Source organism: Paraburkholderia sp. UYCP14C (genome assembly GCF_004197395.1).
Lineage (GTDB): Bacteria > Pseudomonadota > Gammaproteobacteria > Burkholderiales > Burkholderiaceae > Paraburkholderia.
Map to the genome: position 1 here is coordinate 330613 of NZ_SELS01000001.1, position 19095 is coordinate 349707.

The 19095-nt window shown below is 65.3% G+C and carries 13 protein-coding genes; 12 read left to right on the forward strand and 1 reads right to left on the reverse strand.

Going from position 1 to position 19095, the window contains the following annotated elements:
* Positions 1 to 304: 304 nt before the first annotated feature.
* The gene (locus EVC45_RS01535) at positions 305 to 1222 is read right to left on the reverse strand and encodes a 2OG-Fe(II) oxygenase (RefSeq protein ID WP_129956329.1); all 918 of its coding nucleotides are present in this window, start codon (positions 1220 to 1222) and stop codon (positions 305 to 307) included.
* Between the two features lie 446 nt (positions 1223 to 1668).
* Between EVC45_RS01535 and EVC45_RS01540 the strand changes: the two genes are divergently transcribed.
* From EVC45_RS01540 to doeB, 12 genes are all read left to right on the forward strand, one after another.
* Complete coding sequence (locus EVC45_RS01540; protein ID WP_129956276.1) at positions 1669 to 2904, forward strand: efflux RND transporter periplasmic adaptor subunit; 1236 nt, start codon at positions 1669 to 1671, stop codon at positions 2902 to 2904.
* Positions 2905 to 2919: 15 nt separating this feature from the next.
* Entirely contained in the window at positions 2920 to 6075 is a 3156-nt protein-coding gene (locus tag EVC45_RS01545) for an efflux RND transporter permease subunit (RefSeq protein WP_129956277.1), read from the forward strand.
* Entirely contained in the window at positions 6072 to 9386 is a 3315-nt protein-coding gene (locus tag EVC45_RS01550) for an efflux RND transporter permease subunit (protein WP_129956278.1), read from the forward strand. The genes EVC45_RS01545 and EVC45_RS01550 overlap by 4 nt, the downstream gene beginning before the upstream one ends.
* Entirely contained in the window at positions 9383 to 11077 is a 1695-nt protein-coding gene (locus EVC45_RS01555) for an efflux transporter outer membrane subunit (RefSeq protein ID WP_248294997.1), read from the forward strand. Before EVC45_RS01550 ends, EVC45_RS01555 begins: the two co-directional genes overlap by 4 nt.
* Positions 11078 to 11086: 9 nt before the next feature.
* Positions 11087 to 11713 (forward strand): chromate transporter, encoded by a 627-nt coding sequence (locus tag EVC45_RS01560; RefSeq protein WP_129956279.1) that lies wholly within the window; start codon positions 11087 to 11089, stop codon positions 11711 to 11713.
* Between the two features lie 44 nt (positions 11714 to 11757).
* The gene (locus EVC45_RS01565; RefSeq protein ID WP_129956280.1) at positions 11758 to 12294 is read left to right on the forward strand and encodes a chromate transporter; all 537 of its coding nucleotides are present in this window, start codon (positions 11758 to 11760) and stop codon (positions 12292 to 12294) included.
* 79 nt (positions 12295 to 12373) lie between these two features.
* Positions 12374 to 12793 carry a MarR family winged helix-turn-helix transcriptional regulator gene (locus EVC45_RS01570; RefSeq protein ID WP_129956281.1) on the forward strand — a complete coding sequence of 140 codons (420 nt, stop codon included), beginning with the start codon at positions 12374 to 12376 and terminating at the stop codon, positions 12791 to 12793.
* 96 nt (positions 12794 to 12889) lie between these two features.
* Positions 12890 to 14197 (forward strand): chloride channel protein, encoded by a 1308-nt coding sequence (locus tag EVC45_RS01575; RefSeq protein ID WP_129956282.1) that lies wholly within the window; start codon positions 12890 to 12892, stop codon positions 14195 to 14197.
* 192 nt (positions 14198 to 14389) lie between these two features.
* A complete protein-coding gene (locus EVC45_RS01580) occupies positions 14390 to 15787 on the forward strand; it encodes a PLP-dependent aminotransferase family protein (protein ID WP_129956283.1) in 1398 nt (465 codons plus the stop codon).
* A gap of 181 nt (positions 15788 to 15968) precedes the next feature.
* The gene (eutB, locus tag EVC45_RS01585) at positions 15969 to 17000 is read left to right on the forward strand and encodes a hydroxyectoine utilization dehydratase EutB (protein WP_129956284.1); all 1032 of its coding nucleotides are present in this window, start codon (positions 15969 to 15971) and stop codon (positions 16998 to 17000) included.
* Positions 16997 to 18001: a cyclodeaminase gene (locus EVC45_RS01590; RefSeq protein WP_129956285.1), complete on the forward strand. Its 1005-nt coding sequence runs from the start codon at positions 16997 to 16999 to the stop codon at positions 17999 to 18001. The genes eutB and EVC45_RS01590 overlap by 4 nt, the downstream gene beginning before the upstream one ends.
* A gap of 53 nt (positions 18002 to 18054) precedes the next feature.
* A complete protein-coding gene (doeB, locus tag EVC45_RS01595) occupies positions 18055 to 19092 on the forward strand; it encodes a N(2)-acetyl-L-2,4-diaminobutanoate deacetylase DoeB (RefSeq protein WP_129956286.1) in 1038 nt (345 codons plus the stop codon).
* Positions 19093 to 19095: the final 3 nt, after the last annotated feature.

Sequence of the window (19095 nt, forward strand, 5' to 3'; positions counted from 1 at the left end):
GGACGCGGATTGGAGACGTTCAATCGAAAGCTTTAGGAGGGGCCAGAATTGGGCCTTATTCCATGTGGGCAAACTGGCACGGGAACTCGGGCTCAAGGCCGGTGGTTCTCACGATAAACACGCGTACAGATTTTGTCGACTCACGCGGTAGGAAGATCAGCGGAAGCTTGCGAAATGCAGTCCGAATCGAAGAGCATATCGAGAGCGTGACCATAGGACCAGCGGAACAAGGGCAGCCGGAATCTGTCCCCGGTGGACTAAAGCACAGTGTAGATTTGCGGACGTGCTCCTCAAAATCCGCCTCTTAAATTGCTGCCGATCCCGCTCCTGCGGTTTTTTCCCTCCGCGGCACAAACCGTCGCGTCCGAATCCATTTGGTCGCCACCCACTTGTCCCCCGCCCGCAGCGGTGTGCTCGCATGCAATGAACTCGGATCGCACAGTCCGAACCGATTTCCATATTCAAAATAAAGCGCATGGCCGCGCTGCGGGGCGATCGACCAACCCAGCTGCGGAAACACCGTCTCTCCACCGCCTTCCACATCTTTCAGATACATCAGTAGCGTGCCCATGCGCTGGCCGCTGCGCGCGATCGACTCGCGATTCGCCTCGTTGCCTGTGATCAGATAGTCGACGTGCGGCGTCGATTCCGCGCCTTCTTCGTAGTGCAGCATTTGCAGCCCCTCGCCATTCTCGACCGGCGTGCCGGTCAGCAAGGCAATGCGCGCTTCGATGCGCGCGATCAACGGCGTCTCGCCCAACCGGAAAAACATCCCGTGACTGCTGCGATGACCCGCAACCACGTTGCGCCCAGTCACCGGATCGACCACGGTCGAGCGGTCGAGCCGCGGTTGCGCAAGCGCGATCAGCTGCTCGCATTCGTCGCCGCTTAGGAAGTTGGCCAGATGCACGGCAGCCGGCCGTTGTAGCCGCGACAGCACGCGCACCTTGCGCTCGCCGAGCTGGATCAGCGGGCCGTCGGGCACGCGCAGCGGTTCGGGCTCATAGCTGAGCGGCGCGCCACCGACTTCGAGCTTGTCGCCGGGCAGCGGCGCGCCATACAGAAACGCCGACGACACCGCATCGACCATCGCCGACGCCAGCTCGGCCGCGTTGTTGCGGGCGACCATCTCGTTGACGATCGCTTGCGGTGCGACGCCCCGCGTGAGGTTGGCGGCGATCCAGTCGCGGACTTCGACGGGGAAATTGACGGTGATGGCCATCGGGCTGACGTTCAAGGATGTTCGTGACGGTCGGTCGCGGCGCGCGCGACGCTGGCTTGGGATGTTAGCGGTCGATTGTGACGATTCTGGACGGACGCCCCACTTTTCATTTGGCTGTCGTCTGTTACCGCATATTGCGATGCCCCGCCACGCCCAACACTCGACCCGTCTGGGTGTCCGCTCCCCTTGTACCGCGAGGTCGATGTCCCCGACCCTTCCACCGGCCAACTTGTTGCGCCCCTGTAACTCAAGCCCGGCGCAAGCCGGTTACATTCACGCATGCCCGTATTCAAGCCATCGCCCGTTTCCTTACGTCTTCATAACAACGCGTTCAGAGGGCTTCGACTGATGACAACGCGCGTGAACCATGGCACTTTTGCGCAGTCCCGTCAGAGGACGAGCTTCCATCCGAATCTCAACACTAATATCCGCCGCCGGAGAACAACATGAGCGAAACCGTGTCCCCGCCGCCAAAGCGCTCCCGACGCGGGCTCATCGTCTTCGCGGTTATCGTGCTCGTGCTGATCGCGCTGGTCGTGGTTCACCTGCTGACACGCAAGAAGCCTGTGCGCGAGAACGCGGCGATCGTCGTCACCGTCGCGCAGGCGACGCTCGGCTCGATGCCGGTCACGTTGAGCGAACTCGGCACCGTCACCCCGATCGCAACCGTGACCGTGCTGCCGCAGCTGAGCGGCTATCTGACCGAAGTCGGCTATCACGAAGGACAGGAGGTGCAAAAAGGCCAGTTCCTCGCGCAGATCGATCCGCGCCAGTATCAGATCAGCAAGCAGCAGGCGGAGGCGACGCTCGCGAAAGACCGCGCGTCGCTCGCGCAGGCGCGTGCCGATCTCGAACGCTACACGCAGTTGAACGAGCGCAAGTCGATTGCGCAGCAAACCTACGCGGATCAGCAGTTCCTCGTGCAGCAGGACGAAGCGGCCGTGAAGGTCGATCTCGCCAACATCGCGCAATTCGATCTCGACCTCGCCTATTGCCGCATCACCGCGCCGATCGCCGGCAAGGTGGGCTTGCGGCTCGTCGATCCGGGCAACTATGTGACGGCTTCCTCGACGACCGGCATCGTCGTCATCACGACCGTGAAGCCGACCACGGTGCAGTTCACGGTGCCGCAAGATTCGCTCGCCTCGATCGTGCAGCGCCTGTCCACCGGCGCGAAGCTGCCGGTCACCGCGTATTCGAGCGACAACTCGCGCGAGATCGCGACCGGCACGCTGTACGCGGTCAGCAACCAGATGGCGACCGCGACCGGCACCGTCACGTTGCGCGCAACCTTCGCGAACGACGACGAAGCGCTGTTCCCAAGCGAGTTCGTCAACGTGAAGCTGCTCGTCGACACGATGCAGAATGCGGTGCTCGTGCCGACCGCCGCGGTGCAATCCGGCGCGCCGGGCGACTTCGTCTACCTGGTCAATGCGGACAGCACGGTGTCCGTGCACAAGGTCAAGCTGGGCCCCAGCGACGGCAGGAATACGGTGATCGTGTCGGGACTCGCGGCCGGCAACGAGGTCGTGACGGACGGCACGGATCGTCTGAACGACGGCGCGAAGATCCAGCCGGCGCATCCGAAGTCCGCCGCCGCGGCGAGCGACGCGGCCGCCAGCGGCACCTCCGCCAGCGGCACGAAGGCGCCCGCCGCTGCGTCGGAAGCCGCTTCGTCGTAACGGACCGCCGCGCCGATGAACATTTCCCGCCTGTTCATTCTTCGCCCGGTCGCAACGCTGCTGCTGATGATCGCGCTCGTGCTCGTCGGTCTGATCGCGATGCGGGTGCTGCCGGTGTCGTCGCTGCCGAACGTCGACTATCCGACGATTCAGGTGCAGACCTTCTATCCGGGCGCGAGCCCGACCGTGATGGCGACCACCGTGACCGCGCCGCTCGAGGTGCAGCTCGGCGAGATTCCGGGCCTGCAGCAGATGACCTCGTACAGCTCGGACGGCGCGTCGGTGATCACGCTGCAGTTCGATCTGTCGCTGAACCTCGACATAGCCGAGCAGAACGTGCAGCAGGCGATCAACGCGGCGAACAGCTATCTGCCGTCGGGCCTGCCGGCGCCGCCGACCTACGCGAAGGTCAATCCCGCCGACCAGCCTATTCTGACGCTCGCGGTCACGTCGAAGTCGATGTCGCTGACGCAGCTCGAAGACGTCGCGAACAACCGCTTGGGTACGAAGATCTCGGAGGTGTCGGGCGTCGGCGTCGTGACGACGAGCGGCGGCAACGTGCCCGCGATCCGCGTCGAAGCCGACCCGCACAAGCTCGCCGCCTACGGTCTGAACATCGACGATCTGCGCACGCTGCTCAGCTACGTGAACGTGAGCCAGCCGAAGGGCAATTTCGACGGGCCCGACCTGGACTACACGATCAACGGCAACGATCAGATCACCGATCCGAAGGACTATCTCGACACGGTGATCGCCTATCAGAACGGCTCGCCGGTCTTCATGCGCGACGTCGCGCGCGTGAGCCAAGCCGCGCAGGACGTCGAGCGCGGCGCCTGGTACAACGGCTCGCCCGCGATCGTGCTGAACGTGCAGCGCCAGCCGGGCGCGAACGTGATCCAGACGGTCAACCAGATCATGAAGGAGCTGCCGCAACTCGAATCGACGCTGCCGGCCGGCATGAAAGTGACCGTCGTATCGGACAGCACCGGCGTGATCCGCGCGTCGGTCGCGGACGCCGCGTTCGAGCTGATTCTCGCGATCGTGCTGGTGGTCGCGGTGATCTTCGTGTTCCTGCGCAACGTGCCCGCCACGCTGATTCCGAGCATCTCGGTGCCGGTCTCGCTGATCGGCACGCTCGCGGTGATGTACCAGCTCAACTACTCGATCGACAACCTGTCGCTGATGGCGTTGATCATCGCGACCGGCTTCGTGGTTGACGACTCGATCGTGATGATCGAGAACATCGTGCGCTATCTGGAAGAGGGCATGTCGCCGCTCGAAGCCGCGCTCGAAGGCGCGGGGCAGATCGGCTTCACGATCCTGTCGCTGACCATTTCGCTGATCGCGGTGCTGATTCCGCTGCTGTTCATGGGCGGCGTGATCGGGCGCCTGTTCAGCGAGTTCGCGGTGACGCTCGCGGTCACGATCGTGATTTCGGCGGTCGTGTCGCTGACGGTGGTGCCGATGCTATGCGCGCGGATGCTGCGCGCGCAGGCCGAGCGCCATCCGAGCCGCTTCGAGCGCATCAGCGAGAGCCTGTTCGACAAGACGCTCGCCGCCTACGAGCGCGGCCTGCGCTGGGTGCTCGATCATCAGACGCTGACGCTGATGGTCGCGATCGCGACCGTCGTGCTGACCGGCCTGCTGTATGTGGTGATTCCGAAGGGCCTGTTTCCGGTGCAGGACGTCGGCGTGATCCAGGGCATCAGCGTCGCCGACAACTCGGTATCGTACGCGGCGATGGTGCAGCGTCAGAGCGCGCTTGCCGATGCGATCCTGAAGGACCCCGACGTGGTGTCGCTCACGTCGTACGTCGGGATCGACGGCACCAATGCGACGCTGAACAACGGCCGCTTCCTGATCAATCTGCGCGATCGCGACAAGCGCTCGGACACCGCGCAGGAAATCGCGCGACGGCTCGCGCAGGAAGTCGCGCACGTACCCGGCGTGAAGCTTTTCATGCAGCCCGAACAGGACCTGACGCTCGACACGACCGTGTCGCCGAACCAGTACAGCTTCGTGTTGCGCGGACCGAGTCAGCAGGCGTTCCAGAAGTACGTGCCGGAACTCGTCGCGCGTCTGAAGCAGATTCCGTCGCTATCGGACGTGCAAAGCGACCTCAACACCGACGGCCTCAGCCTCAACGTCGAAGTGAACCGGCAACTGGCCGCGCGCTTCGGCATCACGCCCGCGACGATCGACAACGCGCTGTACGACGCGCTCGGCCAGCGCATCGTGTCGACGATCTTCGAGCAGTCGAACCAGTACCGCGTGATTCTGGTCGCGAAGCCGGAAACGATGCCGACCGTGCAGTCGATCGGCGATCTCTATCTGCCGAGCCAGACCAGCAGCACGGGTCAGGTGCCGCTGTCCGGCATCGCGAAGATCGAAATCAGAAAGGCGCCGCTCGTCATTAGTCATCTCGCGCAGTTTCCGGCGGTGACGGTGTCGTTCAATCTCGCGAAGGGTGCGTCGCTGAGCACCGCGGTCGCGGACATTCACCAGGCCGAGCAGGCGATCGATCTGCCGCCGTCGATCACGTCGTCGCTGCAAGGCGCGACCGCGGCGTTCGAGGATTCGCTGTCGAGCGAAGTCTATCTGCTGATCGCGGCGCTGGTGGCCGTCTACATCGTGCTCGGCGTGCTGTACGAGAGCTTCATTCATCCGGTCACGATCCTGTCGACGCTGCCGTCGGCGGGCATCGGCGCGTTGCTGTCGCTGATGCTCGCGGGTATGGATCTGGACGTGATCGGCATCATCGGCATCGTGCTGCTGATCGGTATCGTCAAGAAGAACGCGATCATGATGGTCGACTTCGCGCTCGACGCCGAACGCAATCACGGCAAGGCGCCGCGCGAGGCGATCTTCGAGGCGTCGCTGCTGCGCTTCCGGCCGATCCTGATGACGACGCTCGCCGCGATGCTCGGCGCACTGCCGATGCTGCTCGGCACCGGCACCGGTTCCGAACTGCGCCGGCCGCTGGGTCTTGCGATCATCGGCGGTCTGACGCTAAGCCAGGTGCTGACGCTGTTCACGACGCCGGTGATCTATCTGTTCTTCGACCGGATGGCCACGCGCGTGAACAACTGGCGCGCCGAGCGCGCTAAGCGCAACGACGGCGGCGAGCCGGGCGGGCGCCCGCCGCAAGGCGGCGCGGAGGGCACGCGGTGAACATCCCGGCGCTCTTCATCCGGCGACCGGTCGCGACGACGCTGCTCGCGATCGCGATCCTGATCTCCGGCACGCTCGCGTATTTCCGCATGCCGGTCGCGCCGCTGCCGAACATCGCGTTTCCGGTGATCGTCGTGCAGGCCAACATGGCCGGCGCGAGCCCGAGCATCATGGCGTCGACGGTGGCCGAGCCGCTCGAGCGACGGCTCGCGACGATCGCCGACGTCGAGGAGCTGACCTCGATCAGCTACGTCGGCTCGTCGATGATCATTGTCGAGTTCGGTCTGAAGCGCGACATCAACGGCGCCGCGCGCGACGTCGAAGCGGCGATCCAGGCCGCGCGCGCCGACCTGCCCACCACGCTGCGCAGCAACCCGAGCTACCGCCAGTACAACCCGGCCGACGCGCCGATCATGGTGCTGTCGCTGACGTCGGACACGTTGACCAAAGCGCAGCTCTACGACTCCGCCGATTCGGTGATCCAGCAGCAACTGTCGCAAGTGCAGGGCGTCGGCCAGATCACGCTCGGCGGCGGCGCGTTGCCGAGCGTGCGCGTCGAGTTGCAGCCGGGCAAGCTCAATAGCTACGGCATCGGTATGGAGGACGTGCGCGCGGCGATCAGCGCGGCCAATGCCGACAGCGCGAAAGGACATCTCGAGGTCGGCGATCAGCGCTACGTGGTCACGTCGAACGATCAGATCACCAAGGCGGCGCCGTATCGCGATCTGGTGGTCGCGTATCGCAACGGTGCGCCGGTGCAGTTGCGCGACGTCGCCCAGGTACGCGACTCGAACGAAAACATCCGCAATGCCGGGCTCTTCAACGGCAAGTCGGCGATTCTCGTGATCGTCTATCCGATGCCGGGCAGCAACGTGGTCAGCACCGTGCAGCAGATACGCAACGTGCTGCCGGCGATCGAAGCGACGTTGCCGAGCAGCGTGCACGTGGATGTCGCGATCGATCGCTCGCAGTCGGTCACGTCGTCGGTCAGCGATACCGAGCGCACGCTGTTCATCGCGGTGCTGCTGGTGGTCGGCGTCGTGTTTATCTTCCTGCAGTCGCCGCGCGCGACCCTCGTGCCGGCGGTCGCGTTGCCGCTGTCGATCGTCGGTACCTTCGGGCCGATGTATCTGCTCGGCTATAGCATCGACAATCTGTCGCTGATGGCGCTGACCATCGGCACCGGTTTCGTCGTCGACGACGCGGTCGTGGTGCTCGAAAACGTCGTGCGGCACATGGAGCTGGGCTTGAGTCCGAAAGACGCCGCGGTGAAGGGCGCGGGCGAAGTCGGCTTCACGGTGATTTCGATGAGCCTTTCGCTGATCGCGGTGTTCCTGCCGATCATCCTGTTCCCCGGCATCGTCGGACTGATGTTCCATGAGTTCGCGATCACGCTGTCGATCGCGATCCTGATTTCGCTGGTGATCTCGCTGACGGTCACGCCCGCGATGTGCGCGTACGTGCTGAGCCGCAACGATGCCGGTCAATCGAAAGCGCGCTGGGCGCAGTGGATCGAGCGGCAGTTCGATCGCTTCAAGGATGTCTACGCGAGCTCGCTGACGGCCGTGCTCGATCATTCGCTGCTGGTGATTCTGCTGCTGTTCGCGCTGCTGGTCGGCAACGTGTTCCTGCTCAAGCTGGTGCCGGCCACCTTCTTTCCCGAGCAGGACACCGGCATCCTGATCGGGCAGATCATCGCCGACCAGAGCATTTCGTTCACGGCGATGCAGAAGAAGCTCGTGCAGTTGCAGTCGATCGTGCAGCGAGACCCGGCGGTGCAGTCGGTCGCGGGCTTCACCGGCGGGCGCGCGCTCAACACCGCGAACGTGTTCATCGAGCTGAAGCCGCTGTCGCAGCGGCACGCAACCGCCACCCAGGTGGTGAACCGGCTGCGGCCGAAGCTCGACGAAGTGTCGGGCGCGCGGCTCTTTCTGCAGGCTCAGCAGGATTTGCGCATCGGCGGGCGGCAGTCGGCGGCCGAGTATCAGTACACGCTGACGAGCGACGATTCGGCCGCGCTGTTCACCTGGACGCCGAAGCTCGTCGCCGCGTTGTCGAAGGAGCGCGGGCGGATGCTCGACGTGAACTCCGACTTGCAGCAGAACGGCCTGCAGACCTATCTGTCGATCAATCGCGCGACCGCCGCGCGCTACGGCTTCGCGCCGAACCAGATCGACAACGTGCTGTACGACGCGTTCGGCCAGCGCACCGTGTCGACGATCTACAACCCGCTGAACCAGTACTTCGTCGTGATGGAGGTCGCGCCCGAGTACTGGCAGTATCCAGAGACGCTGAGCCAGATCTATCTGAGCACGTCCGCGGGCAATCCGACCGGCACGGCCGCGACGCAGATGCCGCACGGCACGGTATCGGCGAGCACTACGGCGAGCACGACCAGCACGGCGTCGAACACGAACTCGCGCAACTCGGACGCGCAGTCGAACGCGACCAACAACAGCATCGCCAACAGCAAGGGCGGCAGCTCGACCGGCAGCGCGGACAGCACGGCCGCCGAAACGATGGTGCCGCTTTCGGTGCTGACGTCGTTCAGGAACAGCCATACGTCGACCCAGGTGAACCACCAGAGCGGCCTCGTCGCCGCGACGATCTCGTTCAACCTGCCGGCCGGCGGATCGCTGAGCCAGGCCGGCGCGGCGATCAACGAAACGATCCGCGAGATCGGCATGCCCGCGAACATCCACGGCTCGTTCGCGGGCGCGGCGGCGGCCTATTCACAGTCGATGGGCGTGGTGCCGCTGCTGATTCTCGCCGCGCTCGGCGTCGTCTACATCGTGCTCGGCGTGCTGTACGAAAGCTCGATCCATCCGCTGACGATCCTGTCGACGCTGCCGTCCGCGGGCATCGGCGCGACACTCGCGCTGCTGATTTTCGGCACGCCGTTCTCGGTGATCGCGATGATCGGCATCATCCTGCTGATCGGTATCGTCAAGAAGAACGGCATCATGATGGTCGACGTCGCGATCCAGTTGCAGCGCCAGGAACAGATGCCGGCGCGCGACGCGATCCACGCGGCCGCGCTGATCCGTCTGCGGCCGATCATGATGACGACGTTCGCGGCCGTGCTCGGCGCGGTGCCGCTCGCGATCGGCATCGGCCAGGGCGGCTCGCTGCGTCAGCCGCTCGGTATCACGGTGATGGGCGGGCTGATCCTGAGCCAGATGTTTACGCTCTATACGACGCCGGTGATTTATCTGTATCTCGACCGTCTGCGTGCAAGGCTGGTCAGATGGTCCGCGGGGCTGCGCTGGAACCGCGACGCGACGCCGGGACAACCGGATACGAAGGCATGACGATGAAGATTTCTTCCGAACGAATGAGAGCGGCGCGCTTTGGGGCGACCCGCTTTGGGGCGACCCGCATTGGGGCGGCCGCTTTGGTAAGCCCGCGCGCTGGGTTGCCGAGTGTCGCGACGCTCGCCGTCGCGCTGCTGGCGCTGTTCAACGCCGGCTGCATGGTCGGCCCGGACTATCACCGGCCGCAGGTCAGCGTGCCCGCCACTTACTCGGAGCTGCCGGGCTGGACCCAGGCCGAGCCGAATGCGACCGGCCCGAAGGGCACGTGGTGGACCGCGTTCAACGATCCGCTGATCGACGAACTCGAACCGCTCGTCGCGGTGTCGAACCAGACCGTGCGTGCGGACTATGCGAACTACCAGCAAGCGCTGGCCGAAGTGCGCGCCGCCCACTCAGCCCTGTTCCCGACGATCGGCGCGACCGGCTCGGCGACGCGCGAGCGCGCGAGCGGCGGTACGGTCAGTTCATCGGGAAGCTTCATCAATGGCACGACGGCACGCATCGTCAATGCGGGCTCGCTGGAAGGAAACGTGAGCTGGGCGCCGGACCTGTGGGGCCAGGTGCGCCGCACCGTCGAGGAAAACGCGGCGAGCGCGCAGTCGAGCGAAGCGACGCTCGCGAATGCGACGCTCTCCGAGCAGGTCGCGCTCGCGACCGCGATCATCGAGCTGCGCACCAGCGACGCGAACATCGACCTGCTGCAGCAAACGGTCGTCGCGTATCAGCACTCTCTCGACGTCGTCAGCGAGCAGGATCGCGCGGGCACGATTCCGCCGAGCGACGTGATCACCGCGCGCAGCCAGTTGAATACCGCGAAGTCCGATCTGATCGCGCTCGGCGTCGCGCGCGCGCAGAACGCGCATGCGATCGCGGTGCTGGTCGGCAAGAACCCGGAAGAGCTGTCGATCACGCATAGCACCGCGATGCCGGCGCTGCCGTCGGTGCCGGTCGGCGTGCCGTCGACGCTGCTCGAACGGCGCCCCGACATCGCCGCCGCCGAGCGCAAGATGGCCGCGCAGAATGCGGCGATCGGTGTCGAGGTGGCTGCGTATTACCCGGACATCTCGCTGTCGGCGGCGGCCGGGTTCACGCAGTCGCCGCTGAACGGACTGCTCAAGGCCGCGAACTACGTGTGGTCGCTCGGCGGCAGCGCGACCGAGACGCTGTTCGACGGCGGCCTGCGCAGCGCCGACGTCGACGCGGCGAAAGCGGCCTACGACTCGGCCGTCGCCAACTATCGCGGCACGGTGCTGGGCGCGTTCCAGAACATCGAGGACGATCTGTCCGGCCTGCGCATCCTCGCCGACCAGGCGGTCGTGCTCGAAGCGGCGGTGATCGACGCGAACCGGGGCGCGGAGATCGCGTTCAACGAATACCAGGCGGGCACCGTCGATTACACGACGGTCGCGACCGCGCAAGCCACGCAGTTGACCACGCGGCAGACCGCGCTGAACGTGCAGGAGTCGCGCTTGCTGCATGCGGCGTCGCTGTTCGGCGACCTGGGCGGCGGGTGGTCGACCGATGAGCTGCATGATCCGCGGCATCCGGCGGCGGCGTCCCCGGCTTCGGCTTCGGCTGCTTCGGCTTCCTCGCCTTCGGCCGCGTCTGCATCATCGGCGACGTCATCGGCGACGTCTGCGGCTATCATGCCGGGCGCGCGGCAAGCGCGGCACGATCAAAACGACTAAGGACGAGCATTGGCTAAAGCCACCCACGGACAGGACGTCAGCGACCCGCTATCGTCACCCGCAGACGCCACGGTGCGCCACGCACCGCCGCCGCGCGAAGTGACCTCGCTCGGCCTCTTTCTGATCTTCGCGCGCATCGGCCTGACGAGTTTCGGCGGCGGGCTGAGCGGCTGGTTCATGCGCGAGTTCGTGTACGTCCGGCAGTGGATGAGCGAAGACGAATTTCTCAACGGCCTCGCATTGTCGCAGGCGCTGCCCGGCGTCAACATCAAGAATCTGGCGATCTGGATCGGCTTCCGGCTGCTCGGCTGGCGCGGCGCCGTCGCGGGATTTTGCGGCATCATTTTTCCGCCGGCCGTCGTGATCATTCTGCTCGGCGTGTTCTTCTCGGCGATCGCCTCGTTTCCGCTCACGCATATTGCGCTCGCCGGCGCCGCGGCCGGCGCAATCGGGCTGTCGCTGTCGATGGCGATCACCGCGGCGCGCCGGCTGCCGCGTCGCGTGTTTCCATATCTGGTGCTGCTCGCGACGTTCGCGGCGGCCGCGGTGTTTCGCGTGTCGCTGGTGTGGACCGTGCTGATCGCGGGCGCGTTGAGCGTCGGCTATGAATACGTGCGCGACGCGCGTCAGCCCTGATCGCCTTGGATCGCCGTTAGTCAAACTCCAGAAAAGCTTCCGCCGTGTTCCGAACCCTCATCGCCCTGTTTTCGGTTTTTGCGCCGCTGTCGATGGTCACCGTCGGCGGCGGGCAGGGGATCATCCCCGAACTGCAGCGCCAGGTCGTCGACGTGCACCACTGGATGACCCATGCGCAATTCCTCAGCGACTTCGCGATTGCGCGGCTTGCGCCCGGTCCCGGCTCGCTGCTCGCGACGCTGATCGGCTACCAGGTCGGCGGCCTCGGCGGCGCGCTCGTCGCGACCGTTGCGCTGTTCGGGCCGACGGCGTTCCTGATGTACGGCGTCGTGCACGTGTGGAACAGGCACGAAGGCGCGCGCTGGCTGAACGCGTTGCAGGCCGGTTTGCGCCCCGTCGCTGCCGGGCTGATTCTCGCGGCCGTCTACGTGCTGATCAAGGAACTCGAGGGCGGCTGGATCGCGTGGCTTACCGCGGTCCTGGCGACCGTGCTCGTGATGTGGACGCGTATCAATGCGCTGGTGCTGATCGCGGGCGGCGCGATCGTGTTCGTGCTGGCGCATTTTGCGGGATTGCTCTAGCGCGGCTAGAGATGCTCACGCTCGAAGCCGGGCGCTCCGTGCGTGCCTTTAATTTTGCCGTGGGCGAGTAACAACCGACATGAATCCAGTCAAAACCTCCAGACGTAAGCTTCCGGGCAAGCGCGACCTCGAAGCAATGTCGGCATTCCGCTACGACCTGCGCAAATTTCTGCGCGCTTCCGAAGAGATCGCCAACGCGGCGGGCATCACGACGCTCCAATATCAGCTGCTGCTGCACGTGTGTGGCTTTCCTGATCGGCGCTGGGCGACCGTCGGCGAACTCGCCGAACGATTGCAGGCGGCACCCAACGGCACGGCGGCGCTCGTGTCGCGCTGCGAAGCTGCGGGACTCGTGATGCGCAAACCCGATCCCGCCGATCGTCGCCAGGTCCAGGTCCATCTCACGCCCACGGGCGAGAGGTTCCTGCTCGAACTTGCGGCGCAGCACAAGGCGATCTACGGTGCGTTCGGCTGGGTGTTCCACGAAGCGGAAGGCTAGCACCAGCTCTTCCCGGCCGTGGGCCGACGGATCGCGCCGGGTGCATGGGAAATTTATGTCACAATGTGCCTTAAACGGCATTTTCCCGGCGCTCCCATGCGATTTTCCACTCTTATCGACCGTCGCGCGATTCTGCGCGGACGGCGACGCTGGCTGTATTTCGGTGTTTTCTGGCTCGGTGCTGTCGCGACGGGGCTCGTCGCGGTCATGTACGCGCGGCTCATCGATTTCGGCTACGACGTCTTTCTGCGAATGACCGCCTACAGCTGGTGGCTGCCGCTTCTCGTCACGCCGGCCATCGCCGCGTTCAGCGTCTGGGCTACGCGCCGCTGGTTTCCCGGCTCGGAAGGCAGCGGCATCCCACAGGTCATTGCAACGCTGCACGATGTGCGCAAACTCGGCCCGCGTCTGCTTACGCTGCGCATTCTGGTCGGCAAGATCGCGCTGTCGTTCCTTGCGATCCTCGGCGGATTCACGATCGGCCGTGAAGGTCCGACGATTCATGTGGGCGCGGCACTGATGTTCAGCCTGCGGCGCTTCTACCCGGTACGGCTGCGCAGCATCTATGGCGTTGGTCTCGAACACCGGCTCGCGCTCGCGGGTGCGGCCGCCGGTCTGTCCGCCGCATTCAACGCGCCGCTCGCGGGCGTCGTCTTCGCGATCGAGGAACTCACGCGCAGCTTCGAGGCGCGAACCAGCGGCATCATCATCACGGCGATCATTTTTGCCGGCGTCGTTTCGCTGGCGCTGCAGGGCAACTATGTGTATTTCGGCACCATCGCGATCGGCGGCAATCTGCCCGATCTGCTCGTCGTCGCCGTCGTTCTGGTCGGCGTGATCACCGGTCTCGCGGGCGGCGTGTTCTGCTGGCTGCTGCTCAACACCGACCGATGGATGCCCGCCCGGCTATTTGCGCTACGAAGCGAAAATCCGGTGGCGTTCGGCGCGCTGTGCGGCCTGTTCATCGCCGCGATCGGCGTGGCCAGCGGCGGCCATCTGTTCGGCAGCGGCTATGCGGAAGCGCGCGGCATGCTCGAAGGTCATTCGCAGCTCGGTGCCGCGTATCCGGTGCTGAAGATGGCGTCGATGGTGGGCTCGTATCTGCCGGGCACTCCCGGCGGCCTGTTTGCGCCGTCACTGGCGATCGGCGCGGGCATCGGCAACGCGCTGCACATGATCTCCGGTCAGATGCAGTTGCCGATGCTGATCGCGCTCGGCATGGTCGGCTATCTGGCCGCCGTCACGCAGAGCCCGATCACGGCGTTCGTCATCGTGATCGAAATGATCAACGGGCACGCGCTGGTGATTTCCTTGATGGCCACCGCGCTGATTTCGAGCCAGGTGTCGAAGCTGTTCGCACCGCCGTTGTATGACGCGTTGGCTCGTCGGTATCGGCATCGCTGAGGGTTCAGGCGTCCGATCGGCTCTCCATTACCGATTGCACCGCAGCAAGCTCCTGCATCCCGCCCTACATTTATTTCGCTTCAAATGCTCTAGGACAATATCTTTCCGCGCTGTTTTGGCTTCACTATGGAGATCAGGCGTTACGACGCGACTCCACACGGAGCCGGCGTCCACCATAACGGAGGAGCAGCGGTGATCGAGCAGTGGCGCGAGGCCGTGCGCGCGGTGCACGGCGTGGAATCGAAATACAAGCGGCTGGTCAAGGCGATCGCCGGCGACATCGAGAGCGCGTCGCTGCCGCCGGGCGCGCGGCTGCCGCCGCAGCGCGACGTCGCCGCCGACCTCGCGATCAGCGTGCAGACCGTGACCAACGCGTACAAGGAGCTGGAGCGGCAAGGGCTGATCCGCTGCGAGGTCGGGCGCGGCAGCTTCGTCGCGGCGCGCGTCACCGAAACCATGTCGAGCTACATGCTCGACACGGCCGAGCGCTCGGTGGTCGATTTTTCGATCGCGCGCATCATTCACACGTCCGAGCACGATGCGATGTGGCGCAAGGTCTGCGCGACGCTGTCGACGCTCGACGATCAACCGTGGATTCGTGCGTTCCGGCCGATCGCGGGCTTCGAGCATCATCGCCAGGCGGGCATTGCGTGGCTCGCGTCGCTCGGCATGCCGGCCTCGGCCGATACGCTGCTCGTCACGAACGGCGCCGCGCACGGCATCTTTCTCGCGCTCGCTTCGCTGGTGGGGCCGGGCGACACCGTGCTGTGCGAAAGCCTGACGGATCACGGCGTAATAGGTTCGGCCAACGTGCTCGGATTCACGTTGAAGGGCCTCGAGATCGATGAGTACGGCATTCACCCCGAGCACTTCGAGGAGATGTGCGACAGCGAGCGCATCTCGGCGCTCGTCTGCACGCCGACGCTGAACAATCCGACCGTCGCGCTGATGCCCGATTCGCGGCGCCGGGCGATCGCAAAAATCGCCGAGCGCTATGGCGTCTACGTGATCGAGGACGACGTGTACGGCCCGTTGCCAGCCAAACATGCCACGCCGATTTCGAGCCTGATTCCAGATCTTTCGTTCTACTGCACGAGCTTGACGAAGTCGGTGATGGCCGGTTTGCGCATCGGATACATGACGACGCCGCGCCGGCTCGCGCTGCGCGCCGAAAGCGTGCTGCGCGTCAGCAGCTGGATGGCGACGCCGCCGATGGCCGAGATCGCGACGCGCTGGATCGTCGATGGCACGGCCGCGCGGCTCGTCGAAATTCAGCGCGAACGGCTCGGGCGGCGGCAGGCGCAACTGCAGCAGACGCTCGGTAAATATGTCCTGGGCGCGCATCCGCAGGCGTTGTCGGCATGGCTGCGGGTGCCCGATCACTGGCGCACCGATCGGCTGGTGCGCGAACTGCGCAACCGCAATATCGCGGTGACGTCGCCCGATCCGTTCCTCGTGCGCGACGCGGATCGACCCAACGCGGTACGGGTTTGCGTCGGCGCGGAGGTCAGCGAAGACACCTATAAAACCGCGCTCGAAACGATGCGCGACGTGTTCGAGCAATACCCGCAGGTGCACGATTTCACCTGATTGCACGGGGCGTGAATTGCGTAGCGCGCAGACCGAAATGAACTAGGACAATAAAAATCCCTTTTTAGAACACTAGACTGGGCTGCATGGAAAGCGATGCGGCCGCGAATCACTGCATTTATCTGTGTAGCCGTGCCCGCATCGAATAGCGAATCGAACACTTTGATGCAGGGCCTCGTGCATGTGGATTCCGTCGTCAACCGATCTGTCGTTAGCCGACATCTACCGCGCGCGCAGCCGTATCGACGGCCGCGTGTGCCGTACGCCGCTCGTCGAATCGCCGAGCCTGTCGGCGCACGCGGGCACGCCCGTTTATCTGAAGCTCGAAACCGTGCAGCCGACCGGCAGCTTCAAGCTGCGCGGCGCGACCAATGCGCTCGCGCAGTTGGCCGAGCACGGCTGCACGCGTGTGGTGACCGCGTCGACCGGCAATCATGGCCGCGCGGTCGCACATGCTGCGCGCGCGCTCGGGATTGCCGCGACCGTGTGTCTGTCGCGCCTCGTGCCCGCCAACAAGGTCGAAGCGGTGCGCGCGCTAGGCGCGCACGTGCGGATTGCCGGCCAAAGCCAGGACGAGGCCGAGCACGAAGCCCTGCGCCTCGCGCGCGAAGAAGGCTACGCCTACGTGCCGCCGTTCGACGATCCGCACGTGATCGCGGGACAGGGGACGATCGGGCTGGAAATCGTCGAGGCCATGCCCGATGTTGCGAACATCGTCGTTCCGTTGTCGGGCGGTGGGCTCTTTGCCGGCATCGCGCTGGCGGCGAAAAGCACCCATTCCGCGATCGGCTTGAGCGGAGTCACGATGGCGCGCGGCGCCGCGATGCATGCAAGTCTCGCGGTCGGGCAGCCGGTGCTGGTCGAGGAACTCGACACGCTCGCCGATTCGCTCGGCGGCGGCATCGGCCTCGAAAACCGCTATACGTACGCGCTGACGCGCGATCTGATCGACGAGACCGTGCTGCTCGACGAGGCGTCGATCGCGCGCGGCATCGTGCATGCGTATCGGCAGGAACGACTCGTCGTCGAAGGCGCGGCGGCGGTGGGGATGGCCGCGGTGCTCGACCGTGCGCTGCCCGCTGAGCGCATCGCGCGCGGGCCGCTCGTGCTCGTCGTGACGGGCGCGAACATCGATATGGATCTGCATCGGCGGATCGTCGGCAACGAAGCCTCGCAAGCCGCGCCGTCACCGAACTCACACACTGCATCATGACCTCGATCACGCTCCTTGGCGAAGCCGAGCTTCGCAAACTCGTGCCGCTCGATCTCGCGGCCGTCGACCAGATCGAAGCCGCCTTTGGCGCGCTTGCGACCGAAGCGGTCGCGATGCCGCCGATCCTGCGGCTCGATCTGCCCGCGCATAACGGGGAGGTCGACGTGAAGACCGCATGGCTGCCACGCCTCGACAGCTTTGCGATCAAGGTCAGTCCGGGATTCTTCGACAACCCGTCGCTCGGTTTGCCGAGCCTGAATGGTCTGATGCTGGTGCTGTCGGCGAAGACCGGATTGACCGAAGCGGTGCTGCTCGACAACGGCTATCTGACCGCGATACGCACGGCGGCCGCCGGCGCGGTCGCCGCGCGCTGGCTCGCAAAAGCGCACACGCCGCAGGTCGCGGTGATCGGCGCGGGCGAGCAGGCGCGTTTGCAACTGCGGGCCTTGATGTTGGTGCGCCGCGTCGAACGAGTACGCGTCTGGGCACGCGACGCGGCGAGCGCGCTGCGTTTTTCCGCCGAAGTGAACAACACGCTCGGCGTGCGATGCGATGTGGCGGCCAGCGTTCACGACGCGCTCGCCGAAGCGGACGTTGCGATCACGACGACGCCGAGTCGCACGCCGCTGATCGAAACCGCCGATCTGCATCCGGGCCTGCACATCACGGCGATGGGCTCGGACGCCGAGCACAAGAACGAAATCGCGCCGGCCGCGCTCGCGGCGGCGCGCTACGTCTGCGACCGTGCACAGCAAACGCGAGTGCTCGGCGAACTGCATCACGCGCTGGAGGCGGGCACGATGCGTGCCGATGCACCCGTCGTTGAACTGGGCCAGGTGATCGCCAAACAGGCTGCGGCCCGCACGAGCGACGCCGACGTGACGATTTGCGACCTGACCGGGACCGGCGCGCAGGACACCGCGATTGCCGTGCTCGCATTGCAGCGCGCGCGTGCCGCGACGGCGGGAACGACATTTGGCAACGGCGCGCCGGTGCAATGACGCGCGATGAACGGCAATACGCCGCGCGAGCGGCTCACGAAGGAGTAGCACAGATGCGGGCATCCCCGATTCAACCGACGGTCGATTTCAACGCCGACGGCGAACAGCACGGCTTCCTGAAGCTGCCTCATTCGCACGACGTCTCCGCATGGGGCGCGGAGATGATCCCCATCACCGTGATCCGCAACGGCGAAGGACCGACCGCGCTGCTAACGGGCGGCAATCACGGTGACGAATACGAAGGGCCGATTGCGCTGTCGAAGCTCGCCGGCGCCTTGAAGGCGAGCGACGTATGCGGGCGGGTGATCATCGTGCCGTTCATGAACTTTCCGGCGTTTCGCGCGGGCACGCGGACGTCGCCGATCGATCGCGGCAATCTGAATCGCAGCTTTCCTGGCAAGCCGGACGGCACCGTGACCGAGAAGATCGCCGATTACTTTCAGCGCTATCTGCTGCCGCTCGCCGACCATGTGCTCGATCTGCACGCGGGCGGCCGCACGCTCGACTTCGTGCCGTTCGCCGCGATTCACGTACTGCCCGACGCTGCGCAGCAGGCGCGCTGCGAAGCGGCGATGCGCGCATTCGGCGCGCCGTACTCGATGCGGATGCTCGAACTCGACAGCGTCGGCCTCTACGATACGGCCGTCGAGGAAGCGGGCAAGGTGTTCGTGTCGACCGAGCTCGGCGGCGGTGGCACGGCGACCGTGCAGAGCGTGGCGATTACGGAGCGTGGCGTGCGCGGCTTTCTGCAGCATGCGGGCATCCTCGAGCAAGACGAAGCAATGGGTCACTCGAACGCGAGTGGGCCGCGCACGACGACGCTGCTCGATATGCCCGACGGCACCTGCTATACGACGAGCGAGCACGACGGCCTGCTCGAACTATGCAAGGACCTCGGCGAGATGGTCGAGCTCGGCGAGGTGATCGCGCGGATTCACGATGCGAAGCGCACCGGCGCCGCGCCGATCGAATATCGCACGCGACGCGCGGGCATGCTCGCCGCACGACATTTTCCGGGGCTCGTACGGATCGGCGATACGGTTGCGGTGGTTGCGGACGTGCTCGAACGTGGCATTCCGGTAACGGTCTGAACG

Excerpts from the sequence above, each read along its gene's own strand:
- EVC45_RS01545 (WP_129956277.1), top strand. The coding sequence starts at position 2,920 with ATGAACATTTCCCGCCTGTTCATTCTTCGCCCGGTCGCAACGCTGCTG.
- EVC45_RS01535 (WP_129956329.1), bottom strand. The coding sequence starts at position 1,222 with ATGGCCATCACCGTCAATTTCCCCGTCGAAGTCCGCGACTGGATCGCC.
- EVC45_RS01555 (WP_248294997.1), top strand. The coding sequence starts at position 9,383 with ATGACGATGAAGATTTCTTCCGAACGAATGAGAGCGGCGCGCTTTGGG.
- doeB (WP_129956286.1), top strand. The coding sequence starts at position 18,055 with ATGCGGGCATCCCCGATTCAACCGACGGTCGATTTCAACGCCGACGGC.
- EVC45_RS01540 (WP_129956276.1), top strand. The coding sequence starts at position 1,669 with ATGAGCGAAACCGTGTCCCCGCCGCCAAAGCGCTCCCGACGCGGGCTC.
- EVC45_RS01575 (WP_129956282.1), top strand. The coding sequence starts at position 12,890 with ATGCGATTTTCCACTCTTATCGACCGTCGCGCGATTCTGCGCGGACGG.
- eutB (WP_129956284.1), top strand. The coding sequence starts at position 15,969 with ATGTGGATTCCGTCGTCAACCGATCTGTCGTTAGCCGACATCTACCGC.
- EVC45_RS01570 (WP_129956281.1), top strand. The coding sequence starts at position 12,374 with ATGAATCCAGTCAAAACCTCCAGACGTAAGCTTCCGGGCAAGCGCGAC.
- EVC45_RS01590 (WP_129956285.1), top strand. The coding sequence starts at position 16,997 with ATGACCTCGATCACGCTCCTTGGCGAAGCCGAGCTTCGCAAACTCGTG.